Source organism: Bacillus sp. N12A5, assembly GCF_026790125.1.
Classification (GTDB): Bacteria; Bacillota; Bacilli; order Bacillales; family Bacillaceae; genus Bacillus.
In genome coordinates, this window is record NZ_JALAMR010000003.1 from 146,510 (window position 1) to 159,308 (window position 12,799).

16 protein-coding genes are annotated in these 12,799 nt (G+C 40.8%); 3 read left to right on the plus strand and 13 right to left on the minus strand.

Annotated elements, in window-relative coordinates; translation table 11 throughout:
• Positions 1-41: 41 nt before the first annotated feature.
• The gene (gene ynzD / locus MOC09_RS03950; protein ID WP_024121579.1) at positions 42-215 is read left to right on the plus strand and encodes an aspartyl-phosphate phosphatase YnzD; all 174 of its coding nucleotides are present in this window, start codon (positions 42-44) and stop codon (positions 213-215) included.
• A gap of 73 nt (positions 216-288) precedes the next feature.
• On the opposite strand, the gene MOC09_RS03955 is transcribed toward ynzD, so the two are convergent.
• The 6 genes from MOC09_RS03955 to yneA all read right to left on the minus strand — a co-directional run bounded on the left by MOC09_RS03955 (position 289) and on the right by yneA (position 4,649).
• Positions 289-507: a YneF family protein gene (locus MOC09_RS03955; protein WP_003221221.1), complete on the minus strand. Its 219-nt coding sequence runs from the start codon at positions 505-507 to the stop codon at positions 289-291.
• Positions 508-592: 85 nt separating this feature from the next.
• Positions 593-1,039, minus strand: a complete 447-nt coding sequence (gene sirA, locus MOC09_RS03960; RefSeq protein WP_003231591.1) for a sporulation inhibitor of replication protein SirA — start codon at positions 1,037-1,039, stop codon at positions 593-595.
• A gap of 152 nt (positions 1,040-1,191) precedes the next feature.
• Positions 1,192-3,195 carry a transketolase gene (tkt, locus tag MOC09_RS03965; RefSeq protein WP_268367285.1) on the minus strand — a complete coding sequence of 668 codons (2,004 nt, stop codon included), beginning with the start codon at positions 3,193-3,195 and terminating at the stop codon, positions 1,192-1,194.
• A gap of 167 nt (positions 3,196-3,362) precedes the next feature.
• On the minus strand, positions 3,363-3,596 hold the full coding sequence (locus tag MOC09_RS03970; protein ID WP_071579098.1) for a DUF896 domain-containing protein: 234 nt from the start codon (positions 3,594-3,596) through the stop codon (positions 3,363-3,365).
• Positions 3,597-3,659: 63 nt separating this feature from the next.
• The gene (locus MOC09_RS03975; protein ID WP_019258523.1) at positions 3,660-4,313 is read right to left on the minus strand and encodes a YneB family resolvase-like protein; all 654 of its coding nucleotides are present in this window, start codon (positions 4,311-4,313) and stop codon (positions 3,660-3,662) included.
• An 18-nt stretch (positions 4,314-4,331) separates the two neighbouring features.
• Positions 4,332-4,649, minus strand: coding sequence for a cell division suppressor protein YneA (yneA, locus tag MOC09_RS03980; protein WP_268362930.1), 318 nt, complete (start codon positions 4,647-4,649; stop codon positions 4,332-4,334).
• 149 nt (positions 4,650-4,798) lie between these two features.
• On the opposite strand from yneA, the gene lexA reads away from it, so the two are divergent.
• Positions 4,799-5,416 (plus strand): transcriptional repressor LexA, encoded by a 618-nt coding sequence (lexA, locus tag MOC09_RS03985; RefSeq protein ID WP_003238209.1) that lies wholly within the window; start codon positions 4,799-4,801, stop codon positions 5,414-5,416.
• 530 nt (positions 5,417-5,946) lie between these two features.
• On the opposite strand, the gene fosM is transcribed toward lexA, so the two are convergent.
• On the minus strand, positions 5,947-6,369 hold the full coding sequence (gene fosM / locus MOC09_RS03990; RefSeq protein WP_268362265.1) for a FosM family fosfomycin resistance protein: 423 nt from the start codon (positions 6,367-6,369) through the stop codon (positions 5,947-5,949).
• Positions 6,370-6,545: 176 nt separating this feature from the next.
• On the opposite strand from fosM, the gene MOC09_RS03995 reads away from it, so the two are divergent.
• The gene (locus tag MOC09_RS03995) at positions 6,546-6,998 is read left to right on the plus strand and encodes a YndM family protein (RefSeq protein ID WP_268362263.1); all 453 of its coding nucleotides are present in this window, start codon (positions 6,546-6,548) and stop codon (positions 6,996-6,998) included.
• A gap of 26 nt (positions 6,999-7,024) precedes the next feature.
• Here MOC09_RS03995 and MOC09_RS04000 read toward each other — a convergent pair whose 3' ends face one another.
• The 6 genes from MOC09_RS04000 to MOC09_RS04025 form a co-directional block, all read right to left on the minus strand.
• Positions 7,025-7,783: a poly-gamma-glutamate hydrolase family protein gene (locus tag MOC09_RS04000; RefSeq protein ID WP_268362262.1), complete on the minus strand. Its 759-nt coding sequence runs from the start codon at positions 7,781-7,783 to the stop codon at positions 7,025-7,027.
• Positions 7,784-8,009: 226 nt separating this feature from the next.
• Entirely contained in the window at positions 8,010-8,324 is a 315-nt protein-coding gene (locus MOC09_RS04005) for a hypothetical protein (protein ID WP_268362271.1), read from the minus strand.
• Positions 8,325-8,413: 89 nt separating this feature from the next.
• Entirely contained in the window at positions 8,414-10,054 is a 1,641-nt protein-coding gene (locus tag MOC09_RS04010; RefSeq protein ID WP_268369637.1) for a YndJ family protein, read from the minus strand.
• Complete coding sequence (locus tag MOC09_RS04015) at positions 10,048-10,668, minus strand: DUF4166 domain-containing protein (RefSeq protein WP_268362260.1); 621 nt, start codon at positions 10,666-10,668, stop codon at positions 10,048-10,050. Before MOC09_RS04015 ends, MOC09_RS04010 begins: the two co-directional genes overlap by 7 nt.
• Before the next feature lie 4 nt (positions 10,669-10,672).
• Positions 10,673-11,479 (minus strand): hypothetical protein, encoded by an 807-nt coding sequence (locus MOC09_RS04020; protein ID WP_268369638.1) that lies wholly within the window; start codon positions 11,477-11,479, stop codon positions 10,673-10,675.
• 156 nt (positions 11,480-11,635) lie between these two features.
• On the minus strand, positions 11,636-12,799 hold the full coding sequence (locus MOC09_RS04025) for a Ger(x)C family spore germination protein (RefSeq protein WP_284439360.1): 1,164 nt from the start codon (positions 12,797-12,799) through the stop codon (positions 11,636-11,638).

A 12,799-nucleotide genomic window follows, 5' to 3' on the forward strand; every position in this document is an offset into this window, starting at 1 on the left:
ATTCACTTTTGAAGATCTAATGTATGAAAGGATACATCCCTGTGATTAGAGAGCATCTATTAAATGAAATTGAAAAAAAAAGAGCAGAGCTGCTGCAAATTGTCATGGCGAACGGAATGACATCTCATATTACGATAGAGCTCAGTCAGGAGCTTGACCATCTTCTCATACAATATCAAAAGCAGCGCCTTCGAGCAGTAGCGGGTGATGAATAATTGCAAAATAAAAAACCCGTATAAGGGTTTTTTATTTTATAACCATGTTTCTCTATATCATAATCTTTACGTATTATTTCGTTTGATTATTCATGGCTTTCATCATTTGATTGATTTTCTTTTGAGAAGGTTTCATTCCCATTTGCATCATCATCATGCGTAACATTTGTTCATTAATAGGCGGATTCTTTTTAAGGTAGCTCATCATATATTTACGAGCAATAAAAAACCCGAGTGCAACACCTATGAGCAATGCAACAACGCCCACTAGGATGCCAACCCATAAAGTCATTTTATTTCCTCCTTCATGTTGTCTAGTTTAAAGTGTACTAAACCAAAAGCTATTATACAACATTTACATCTCTTTTTCTTCGGTTTTAGACAAAATTTCTTTCTTTCACCGGATTTAGCCATCCATACCGCTTCGAATTGAAATCCATTGCCAGAAAGCAAGGGCTTACCTTTCTTAACACTTCAAAGAAAATCGTTTCTGCCTCGTAATCTCCCGAAGCCACAATTTCTATCATGTGCTCCTTCATCATAAACGTTGCGTGGCCTTTTGCTTTCGGCAAAGCTATTCTATAAATATAATCCAGCTGCCTGTAATCCGTCTTGTTTAAATTCATTTTTAACCTCTGATGCATATGTAAAATTGGGATTGGCTGTGTAATATATTGAATCTGTTTCTCTGTCATTTCATACTGCTGCTTTTCAAGGCTTGTCCAATGATAGTCTTGAAACAGCTCAAACATAACCGATTCCCGCCCGAAATAGTGATTGGCAAATTCCTCTTTTATCAGGTACGTATAGTAGTGACGTTCCATCTTTTCATCCCCTTTACCAGCAGCATTTCATTTGCTCTCTATTATACAAAAGAAGAAAAGAAAGAATTGTCTATTACTGTTAAACAGCCAATACTATTTTTGTCGGATAAACAAGAAAAAGAGGATGATTTGACTCATCCTCTTTCAAAGACTTACTTATTGATTAATGCCTTAACTCGATTCACTACGTTCTGTACTGAGAAGCCGTATTCGTTAATGATCGTTTCACCAGGAGCAGATGCACCGAAGCGGTCTATGCCGAGAACGTCTCCTTCAAGCCCCGTGTATTTGCCCCATCCAAATGATGAGCCCATTTCAATTGCAAGACGTTTTTTCACATCTGCAGGAAGAACGGCGTTTTTGTACTCATCAGATTGTTTCTCGAAACGATCCATTGAAGGCATGCTGACAACAGAAACATCGATATTTTCTTTTGCCAATTCAGCTTGTGCTTCAATCGCAAGACCTACTTCAGAGCCTGAAGCGATAAGAAGAGCGTCAGGTGTTTCGTTTTTAGATTTAGAAACGACATATGCACCTTTTTCTACTCCTGCCAATGCTTCTTCAGCTGTTTGGTCAATCGTAGGAAGGTTTTGGCGTGTCAATACTAGCGCTGTTGGCTGGTCAGTGCTTTGCACTGCAAGCTTCCATGCTGCCGCTGTCTCATTGCCGTCTGCAGGACGGATCAAGGAAAGATTAGGCATCGCGCGGAGTGAAGCCAACTGTTCAACAGGCTCGTGCGTCGGTCCGTCTTCACCTACTGCAATACTGTCATGAGTGAAGACATATGTGACAGGAAGACCCATTAATGCTGCAAGGCGAATCGCCGGACGCAGGTAATCAGAGAAAACAAAGAAAGTCCCGCCGAATACGCGAAGTCCGCCATGAAGCGCCATACCATTTAAAGCTGCACCCATCGCAAATTCACGAACACCAAACCAGAAGTTTTTGCCTGAGTAATCAACCGCTGTGAAATCACCGGCATTTTTAATTGTCGTTTTGTTAGATCCAGCTAGGTCAGCAGAACCTCCGACAAAGAAAGGAATTTTTTTCGCAAGCCCGTTGAGAACCTCACCGGAAGATGCACGGGATGCCAGGCTGCTTCCTTTTTCATAAACAGGAACCTCTTGATCCCAGTCCTTCGGAAGCTCTCCTTTGATTGCCAGCTCAAGCTGTTCGGCAAGTTCAGGATAAACTTCTTTATATTTAGCAAATTGGGCATTCCATTCTTGTTCCTTTTTCTCGCCTGATTCTTTAACTGCTGAAGCGAAATGCTCATATACTTCAGACGGAACGTAGAAATCTTCTTCATACGTCCACGCGTAAGCTTCTTTTGTTAATTTGCTTTCCTCTTTACCAAGCGGCGCACCATGAACACCGGATGTGCCGGCACGGTTAGGTGAACCGAATCCAATTGTTGTTTTCACTTCAATTAATGTAGGTTTCTTTTCATTTTGGCGTGCTTTTTCGATAGCCGCTGTTAATTCTTCAATGTTGTTTCCATCCTCGACATAAAGAACTTCCCAATTCATTGCTTCAAAACGCTGCTTCACGTTTTCAGAGAATGAACGGTCAAGATCTCCATCAAGAGAGATGTCATTAGAATCGTATAATACGATCAGACGGCCAAGCTGAAGATGGCCAGCGAGTGAAGCGGCTTCAGAAGAAATACCTTCCATTAAATCACCATCACCGCAAATACTGTATGTATAATGATCGACTACGTTAAATGAATCGCGGTTATAAGTCTCGGCTAAATGGCGTTCAGCAATAGCCATTCCGACCGCCATGGCAATTCCTTGACCAAGAGGCCCTGTAGTTGCATCGACACCGGCAGTATGTCCGAATTCTGGATGTCCAGGTGTTTTACTGCCCCACTGGCGGAATCCCTTTAGATCTTCGATGCTAAGATCAAACCCGCTTAAATGAAGCATGCTGTATAAAAGTGCTGATCCGTGTCCAGCAGATAAAACAAAACGGTCACGGTTAAACCAGCCAGGATTTGCCGGACTTACATTCATAAATTTTGTCCACAGCGTGTATGCCATTGGAGCGGCCCCCATTGGCATCCCTGGGTGACCAGAATTTGCTTTTTCAATTGCGTCTATTGACAGTGTGCGAATGGTAGCAACTGATTTTTTTTCAATTGTATCCATAAAAATCCCCTTCCTTATGTGTTGTACCCTTACATCATAAATGTCTGACGACTTTTTCTCAACTGTTTCAGCTTAAATTTGAGAGAAACTTGTTGAATTTTGTCACATAAAAGTTTTGTTGTAGTATATGCAAAAGAGGAATACGATATTTCCGTATTCCTCTTATATTAGTGAAGTTTGTTATTTCTTTGTTCTCTTTTTAACTTTTCTGGTGTTACATCATTGCCTTCTGGGTCAATGATTTTCACACTTTTTAAAGTGTTTTTCATAGAAGAGCGAAAACCTTTCAGGTACTCTTGTCGGAGCTTTTGCTGTTCGGCTTTTTCTTCTTCTGTCATAACGCCAGCTTTGGCTTTGGCAGCAAGTTCATTAATTCTGGCAATTTTTGCGTTTGAAATCATGTTAAACTCCTTTATTCCAATTTGTCTATATAGTACTAGATCAAAATGAGTTTTACAACTGATTCACTCGGCAGTCTCTTCATTCTCTATGTATTCTTGAAACCGTCTGTGGACGGTCGCTTTAGACACATCATAGCCAAAACCTCTTAACGTAGCCGCAATTTCTGCGAACGTCAGTTTATTGGCTCTTAGGCGGACGATCTCTGAGATGGGGACCTCTATTCTTTCTTTCCCGCTGTTTTCATGTTGGTTTTTCAGGTTTTTTTGCGGTTTAAAACCGTTTTTCACGGCACGCTTCATTCCGCGTTTAATTTTCATGTTGTGAATTTTCCGCTGGTACTCTTCCACAATGCTGACGATCTCCAGCACCATCGAATCAGCCTCTGATAACTCCAGTTCACCTCTGTGAGCCGTTGTATAGACTTTCACACCTTCTCTGTAGATGCAATGAAGCAGTGCGATTTTTGCATTTCCCCGTCCGAGCCTTGTCTCATCCTGAACTAAAATAACATCTATTCCAGAATTTTTGATCTCATCAAGCAGCTCAAATACACCATCCCGATCCATTTCATATCCGCTGGCTTTTTCAGAAATCACTTTGACAACTTCCATGCCGTTCTCGGCTGCAATGGCCGTAAGCTCTTCCTCCTGCCGCTTTAACGAGGTCTCTTGCTGTTCTTTATTTGTGCTCACGCGGGCATAAATGAGTGCTTTCATTTTTTTTCTTTCCTCTCTCTATCTTACAGTTGCCAATTCATAGGCATCCTGATGCTTCTTTTTCAATGGAATCACTAACTCATCTCCCGGCTGGATATCAGACGTCTGAAGATGATTGTTATCAGCTATCCATTGAATAAAATCACTTTTGTTTATCTTTTTTTTATCTGCTACCTGATCCGCAATTGACCAAAGTGTGTCGCCTTGCTGGACTTCTATTTTAACATACTGATTAAGCTCCTGGCCGCTGCTTGTATATGACAGCAAAAGGATAACCGCGCTCAAAATCACTGTGAACAGACCGACAAAAATAATAGATTCTTTACTCATGATCATAACCTCCAACAGGAATGTTTGTTCGCTTTTTATAGTTTCAGTATATACGAACAAATGTTTCTGTCAATTGTTTTTTTCGAACCTATGTTTGTACTGTAAGGAAAATCATGCTATAATCTTCTTAAAATCGACGTTTTGAGGTGCGAAAAATGACGAAGCTATCAAAAAGGCAACTTGATATCCTCCGTTTTATTAAAGCAGAGGTTAAATCAAAAGGATATCCGCCTTCCGTAAGAGAAATCGGAGAGGCTGTCGGGCTTGCTTCCAGTTCAACTGTCCACGGCCATTTGGCACGTTTGGAAACAAAAGGGCTGATTAGACGGGATCCGACAAAACCAAGAGCGATAGAAATTCTAGATGAAGAAGTAGACATTCCGCAAAGCCAGGTCGTTAATGTACCGGTCATCGGAAAAGTCACAGCGGGTTCTCCTATTACAGCAGTAGAAAATATTGAAGAATATTTTCCGCTTCCTGACCGTATGGTTCCCCCGGATGAGCATGTATTTATGCTGGAGATTATGGGAGACAGTATGATTGATGCTGGTATTCTCGATAAGGATTATGTCATCGTTAAACAGCAAAACACTGCGAACAACGGGGAAATTGTAGTGGCGATGACAGAAGATGACGAAGCTACGGTAAAGCGTTTCTATAAAGAAGATACTCATATTCGCTTACAGCCTGAAAACCCAACGATGGAACCTATCATCTTACAGAATGTCAGCATTCTAGGCAAGGTGATTGGCGTTTTCAGAACGGTCCATTAACCTATTGATCTATCATTATGAAATAACCCCCTCTTCCTTTACGGAGAGGGGGTTTGTTGTTCAAAAAAAGCAGGCTCGCCCTGACTTTTAGGAGCGAGCCTGAATAGGAGGAAAAAGAACATCATGTTTACACCATAATTATCCATCAAACAATTGTTGAAGTCAAGAAATTTTCTTTCCTTTAGGAAACTTTTATCAGAATGCTATCTGTTTAAATAATTAGACGGCATCTTCTTAAAAAGGTTTCATTCTTTTAGGGCGTGGAATGATTAGGCTTAAAGTTTATTTAAGGAGCGTAAAAATTGAATTATTGCGAAAATTTAGTACATAGTATAGTTAGTTCAGTTTTTTCTAAAAAAACAGCTCACTCTCCTTTATTATAGTGAGCTTAACGTTTCAATATGTTCAGCTTATTAGCACCCGTGTGTCGGTTTTGATGTTGAGTTCCAGACTTTATGGTAAATGGCATCACAAAATCGTTAATACCAGTGCTGGTTCAGTTTTTTTCAATCACTTTATGTTAAGTTTGTTCATTCATAAAATTCCATATGTGTTTTTTCCTGTTTGTAATAACAAAGTCTGTCTTGAAGGGTTCCGGTATGAAATTCAAATTTATGGCCGTCAGGGTCTGTAAAATAAATCGATTTTCGATCGCGTTCATCTCGTTCTCTGCCAGGCAGAATATTGACATGATGCCTATTTAATTTTGCTGATATGTCCTCAAAATCCCGCTCTTCAATCGTAAAAGCAATATGGGTGTAAGACGCCTTAATGTCATTTCTCGGAATGTCTGGTTCTTCATTAAGCGCAAGCCAAATGCCATTTAAATCAAAATAAGCTGTCGTTCTGCCCTTTACCAGAAGCTTGGCATCAAACACGTTTTCATAAAAATCAATTGAAGAATCCAGATGAGAAACTGAAAATAACAAATGATTGAGTCCTTTGACCTTCACAAATCATCCCCCCTTGCAAGCTAATCATCTATATGTACGATTGTTTACTTGGAAAGTTTCATACCGCAGCAAAAAATACCAGTGTAAACAAAATCGGATTGTTCAAAATAATAACTGCAACTAATTAGGCTTTACGAGCCAGGAGTTTCCTCAAAAATAACAATTTAGGTGGTCAAATGAAACATATCATTGCACTTGCTTCAAAGATTGCTCTCACTCTTGCCCTTTTATATGTGATTCTGGACAGATTCTATCACGCACCCTTTTTAAGCGTGCTGTTTATTGCATTTTTCTTAGGCTTTGTCTCTTATCTTTCCGGTGACATGATCGTCCTTCCGAGAACAAACAATATTACAGCTTCATTGGCTGACTTTGGACTTTCATTTGTTATTCTTTGGGTCTTTGTTTTGACCCAAACAAGAAATGATTTCTCACCGTTTGCAGCCGCTCTTCTCTCCGCTGCCTGTCTTACTGTATTTGAATATTTTTTTCATCGGTATTTGCTGAAAAATGTACTGGATGAAACCTTCCGAAATGAGCTGACAGCCAAGGATAACACTCTGCAATATCAAACAGAAGCCGCAGGCGAGCTGTTTCCTGACGTTCCAAAAGAGCAGCAAGAGGAGTAGGAGGCTGGCTGATCGCCTCCTATTTTTCAGTAGTTGCTTTTTAAAAAGCTGGACATCACTTCTGTAAAATCATAAAACCTCTCATTTTGAGTACCAGATCTGCTTTCTAAAGAAAAGATGCCGAACATAGATTTTCTAAAACCCGTGCTCATTTCTAACTGGATACTCAGACCTGTTTTTGATTTGTTTGCAATGTTATTCGGACTTACGCCCGCATGAGGATGGTCGGTACTGAGCAATACGGCAGGAAAACCAGCATTTTGCAGCTTTTCAACTAAGTCTGCCGCTCTTACGCGATCTGTACCGCCGACCTCGATCTGCTGATCTTCTTCTGCATACCCGTGTAATGAAATGACATAGTCATGACTTCCCGTCATCTTCAGGGCCCGAGGCTCATCAAAATGCGTGCTTGTAATATGCAGCACTGAGTTTCCTGACGATTGTAAGCCTTCAAATAAATACATCGAATACTCTTTGCTGAGCTCTCTCGCTATTTCACTTGTCCCGCCTTCAATACCTCCTCCATGAATCGCTAAAACAAGGACAGAGCTGCCGGCTTCCTTCGTAACAATGCCGTAATCAGAAGGATCTTCATTGTTTTTTAATTCCTCAAAATTCTGATATACATCTTCAGCATATATTGAAGAAATCGGAGTGAACACCATAATAACAAACAACAATTTTACAATTTTAAGAGTTGATGGAAAACGTTTGGCTATGTTACAATCAACATGCTTCAAGGAATGGAGCAAACGGCGGAGCAGGGATACTTTGGCCGGTTTCATCTACTCCGCCTCTAAGTCCAAAACAGGATGTCGGTTTCTTTGAGGCTTTAGCACGAATTCTCTCGTCCTCCTTGTTAAATTTTTGTTAAATTCACAATATTATATACCATTAGCCCGGGCGCTGTTCTTCTCATTTTTGAATTTATGAAAAGTATGTGGCACCACCTTTCCCCCAATTCCCATATCAAACAGAAAAAAACGCACCTGCCCTTTGGCCTGTGCATTTTTACTTTTTTTTCATTCTTCTTTTCTTTGCTTTATTCAGTTTCATGATATTTTTTTCAATTATTTTTATTCTTCGCCTTTGCGGAATTGTTTTCACTTCACGATAAACAGCGATAAAACCGCTTAATGTCACTGCTGTGATGTAAAGGACACGGCTTTTGATAAACCGGTCAGCGCGTCCATGAACAGCCGCCTCTTTTTCCAGCCTCTCGATCACATCTTTATCAAACAGCTGATCGACATACACTTGTTTCACTCCCACTGCAAATCCCGCAGCCAGCCAAAGAATCAGAAATAAACTGATATAAAACATGATAATATCCTTCCTTTCCGATCTAGATGCCGAATGGGAATGCGGCTGATCTAATCGTCAAACAGCTGTCAGACGAAGCCCCCTTTTTTGTATTAGGTTCTTACATTTGGGCGGGCAATATGTGTGATGCTGTAATGAACGGTTAAAAATTTTAATCCAAACAGCCACATATGATGAACAGCGGTTAATCTATTGTCATGAGCAGCTATCAGAAAGGTTTCAGATAAAGGAAGCGGACAAGTTCCCGCTCCGGTTTGCAGATAAATCCCCTCATCTCCTGCTCCGCTTTTTCTCCGTCTGCTTGTCAAAACCAGCTTCTCCTGATGATGATAAGGCTTTAAAATGCCTGTCATGCTGCTGAATGGAAGCGGGAGACAGATGTTCATATACCCTTCTCCGTTTGAACGATACACTGAATATAGTGCGGTAAAAATGGTTTCGTTTTTTTCATTTGTTCTGATCCAGGCACGCACTTTGTTTCTTCCGTCTTTTTTCGAATTGACACCTTTTATCGTACTGTACATTCTATACCAGTCAGGGTTCGTTGACAGATGGAGCTGGCCGGTTCGCCTGCTGAACCATTCGTAAGCAATTGCAAACGGCCGAAACCACATGCTCCACATCACTTTTGCTTTTACATCATAATCAATGGTTTGTTCATAAAATGATACAATGAGCGGTGCAAGTCTTTCTGGTGAAAAATCTTTTGAACGAAGGCTTCCCATATCATCCACAAGCCCTCTGTATCGAGCATTACTTTCGGCTTGAATGTTAGCTAAAAAGTCTTTTCCTATCCTTCTTTTTCCGTAGATACGGCTGAATGTCTTTACGCTGTCAGCATCTAAAGCCTTCGGAGCTTCTATTCTCCATCCTATGAGAGCGGGCAATATAACAGCGAACGCGTTGACAAAACCGTGAATCCAAATCATCTGATGAATCGTCAATGTTATTTCTTGACGAAATACACCAAATGAATAAATCATCGAGAAAGTGATCGTGATCATTAAAACGGCCGAGGAAAGCCGAATAAGAATTTTCCCCGTCTTGCTGCGAAAAGCTGTGGTGAACACCAAAAAAGCGTGAAGATAAAGCGTCGCCATATAGATGCCAACCGCAATGACATCAAGTGTTTTTGAATATGTAATGCCAAGCGCGATAAGAAGGGGCGACAGCAAAATCACCCATGTTATCCAACTGTACAACATTCGATTTTTTCTGGTGATTCTTCCAAGCAAGCCGTTAAAGATCGGAATCAGAAAAGCTGAATAGTGAAAGTGGACAGCCGTCAGCAAGATGATGAGAGAACCAAATTGCATGATCTGCAAATGTGCAGCATAAGCAACAAACCAAAATCCTCCACCCGCCAAATAGATAAGCCCAAACAAAACTGATGTCTCTTCAATTCTATGTATCTTTGTTTTCCAAAGACGAAGAATCCCGTACAATGCCAGAAAAACGGTGTACATCCACCAGATCAGAGCGAAACCTCCGTTGTCTGTCACAAGAGCGAGCATCGCAAAGAAAGCGGCTGCCGGATAGCACTGTATTAACCAAGGTTCCAGGGATTGAGCAGCCCGAAGCGGTGATTGACGAAAGACAAAAGGAAAAATTCCCGGCACGAAAAACAGTATAGATAACAAAACGAGTGCCTCTGCCACTGATATATGGGGTGCTTCCGCTGCAAGAAATCCTATAAAGCAAAGCGTACTGATTATGCCATTTCGTTTTAGCATGTTTCTCTCTCTTCTTCCTGAAACGTTCCTTTATAAAAGAAAAGAGTGCCGAGAATGGTATTTTGCACATGCACTTGAATGGTGAAGCAATTCTTGCTTTCGTCAAACGTTTCGCAAACAACGGATGTACCGGTCAGCCATTTGGGCAGTGGTATTCTTTTGCCGCCTATCAACAGCCATTGCTTTCCCGACGTAATCGTAAGAGAGCCGTCAGGAGATGCCTCGAATGCTAAAACAGACAGCAGAAGATGAGGTCTGCCAAAGAAATCTAGTATTCTGTCTTCTTTTTCGTCGTATACCATTATCGCGTCAAAAAAACGTTTTTTGCCTTTGAAAAAGAATGTACGATTCCATTCTATCCCGACCTGTTCCTGATTCAAAAGACAAGTTCTATTTTGTATCATAAAAGGAATATCTCTGCCTCTTTCTGAAAAGAAGCATCTAAAAAAAACACCCAGCTTTAACAGCATTCTAACCAGAAAAGAGCCCCCGCTTATTTCTGACATCGTTCCTGTCCCGCTGAATGTATGAGATGCATCTAATTGATAGCGTTTTTGCAGCTTGGGGTGGAGCATATGATAGTTATTGATCGTTTTTTCATAAATCGAACTCACAATGTCACTTCTTTCTCTTTCGTTTTGTGTGCCGGGCACTGGGGAGTTGAAGACTAAGAACGCCGCTTACCGCAGAAAAGACACTCAACAGAATCAATAAAAATGCCTCAGAGCCTAGAAAAGCCAATCCAGCAAAAATACAAGCCTGGACAGCATGAATGAACCATTTTCCCTTGAAAGGAATCAACCACAAAATTCCCCATCCTATCTCCGCTGTTCTTGTAAAAATGCTTGTTTCAAGACCTGTAAAGCCTTGATAAAACCAAAACAGACTGAAAAACAGACACATTAATAAATAGACGATAGCAAGTCGAATGAAGCGTTTCGGATGTTTATTTTGCTCAATCCAAAGCCTTAAGGCATCAAAGCTCCATGCGGTTGCCCAGCCGAGCAGCGGCCGAAATAATAAATGATCAATCCATCTTCCCAGCAGCCCGTATGCTGTTTTGTATTGGTACTGTGTTAAAAACGTTATTTTCCCGTTGTCTCGCTGTATGTACTTCCAATAACCGCTGCCATGCTGAATCAGAGATAGCGGATGATCAGAGCCAAAAGCCAGAGAGGAAACTCTTTCCGATGAATATTCGTTAAAAACACCAGCTGTTTCTCCTGTACCTGACACCTTTAATCCAAAGCCTATCCTCGTCTCATAAAGAAACTTCTGCCTTTCATGCGGCTGCTTATGCAAGTATGTGATATTGGTAAACCGGAGGTCCCATTCCTTATGCAGCGATGGGTTTTGCGTATATTCCCAGAGCTTGTCCAGATCAGATGTCATTTCGATTTCTACATAAATCGGTTTCTGCCTCACAGCCCCTCCTCCCTTCGATTTCAAGCAATTCCTATATTAGCATATTGATCATTTTATAAAAGACATATATCCCAAAAAAAGTATTATCAACCTAAATCATGCATAGAAAAAAGAAGAGATGTTTTCTTCTCTTCTTTTAGAGCTCTTTTTGATTCATTACTGTGTTTTAACTGTACCGTAATGTGTAATTGTGGCATTTACACTGTACGTGATGTCAGCCTTACTGAAGGTGTCATCCCAGTTATTTTTCACCTTTTTCCATAAGTGAGGATGCTTAACTCTTAATGATTCATCAAAACCAGCAACATCTGCTTTATAATTATGCTGGATCTTTGTTAATACATCACCGACTATTTTCTTTATTTCGTTTTCGGTATTTGTTTCAATCCGTTTAATAAAACGGGTATTCAAGGCCTCTTTTGTGTTCCAGTTTTCAACTAAATCCCCTTCTGATTCAATATCGACATGAAATGAAATATCCTTTCCTTTTACGATGGGCTTGATTTTGCTTTTTATATAATTGATATCGTACGCAATCACGTGTTTGCTTTTTTTATCATAGCTTTTTACAACTCCGCCTTTTCCTTCCCCGGTAATCCATGTAATCCCCTCAGTTTCATATTCGTTTAAAGTGCCGATCATTTTTTTAGACTTCCCGCTGATTACCGCTGCTCCAGAATATTTGATTGCTCCATTCGCCGCAACCACATTTTGCAGTAAGAAATTGCTGCCGGAATGAAGTTTACCAATAAGTTTCGCGAGTGTCACAGGAGGAAGAATTCTGGAAACTTTATGTTCATTTTCACCTAACCCAACCAGCCGAAAAGCCGGAATTTCACCGCTTTCTTTCAGCTGGAGGGCTTCCCTCGCCTCCCCTTTTGCAGATAAAACGAGACAGCTCAGCCTGATTTCATTATCACGAAAAAATTGATCCAGCATTTCGTTGATAGGATATGTACGCAGCACATCTTCACTCATGACAATAACTTTTAAATGCGGGCTAAACACTTCACGGTCCCTTCTTAACGCAACCTCGCTTCCGATCTGCTGTAACGAATCTCCTGTTTCGCTAATATTAATATATGCTTTTTGTGCTCCTTGTCCGCCACCGCTTCCCCCGCTTGTCCCCGCACCCGCCGCTTTTTCATTAACAAATTGATAGGTCAGCGTTATGTTGTCTTTTTTTGGATAGCTCCCGCCCTCTTCTTTTAACTCTTTTTCAATGTTTGTTTCTTTTCCTTTATCAATTGCGATAGCGAATGTGAGACCAAGCTCTTCTATTTCCCGGCTGCTCCAGCACCCTGTTACGCAAAACATCAT

What these genes read in the sequence shown, in the direction of transcription:
- MOC09_RS03955 (WP_003221221.1), bottom strand. Translation starts at nt 507, where the DNA reads ATGACTTTATGGGTTGGCATCCTAGTGGGCGTTGTTGCATTGCTCATA.
- sirA (WP_003231591.1), bottom strand. Translation starts at nt 1,039, where the DNA reads ATGGAACGTCACTACTATACGTACCTGATAAAAGAGGAATTTGCCAAT.
- tkt (WP_268367285.1), bottom strand. Translation starts at nt 3,195, where the DNA reads ATGGATACAATTGAAAAAAAATCAGTTGCTACCATTCGCACACTGTCA.
- MOC09_RS03970 (WP_071579098.1), bottom strand. Translation starts at nt 3,596, where the DNA reads ATGATTTCAAACGCAAAAATTGCCAGAATTAATGAACTTGCTGCCAAA.
- MOC09_RS03975 (WP_019258523.1), bottom strand. Translation starts at nt 4,313, where the DNA reads ATGAAAGCACTCATTTATGCCCGCGTGAGCACAAATAAAGAACAGCAA.
- yneA (WP_268362930.1), bottom strand. Translation starts at nt 4,649, where the DNA reads ATGATCATGAGTAAAGAATCTATTATTTTTGTCGGTCTGTTCACAGTG.
- lexA (WP_003238209.1), top strand. Translation starts at nt 4,799, where the DNA reads ATGACGAAGCTATCAAAAAGGCAACTTGATATCCTCCGTTTTATTAAA.
- MOC09_RS03995 (WP_268362263.1), top strand. Translation starts at nt 6,546, where the DNA reads ATGAAACATATCATTGCACTTGCTTCAAAGATTGCTCTCACTCTTGCC.
- MOC09_RS04000 (WP_268362262.1), bottom strand. Translation starts at nt 7,783, where the DNA reads ATGAAACCGGCCAAAGTATCCCTGCTCCGCCGTTTGCTCCATTCCTTG.
- MOC09_RS04010 (WP_268369637.1), bottom strand. Translation starts at nt 10,054, where the DNA reads ATGCTAAAACGAAATGGCATAATCAGTACGCTTTGCTTTATAGGATTT.
- MOC09_RS04025 (WP_284439360.1), bottom strand. Translation starts at nt 12,799, where the DNA reads ATGATGTTTTGCGTAACAGGGTGCTGGAGCAGCCGGGAAATAGAAGAG.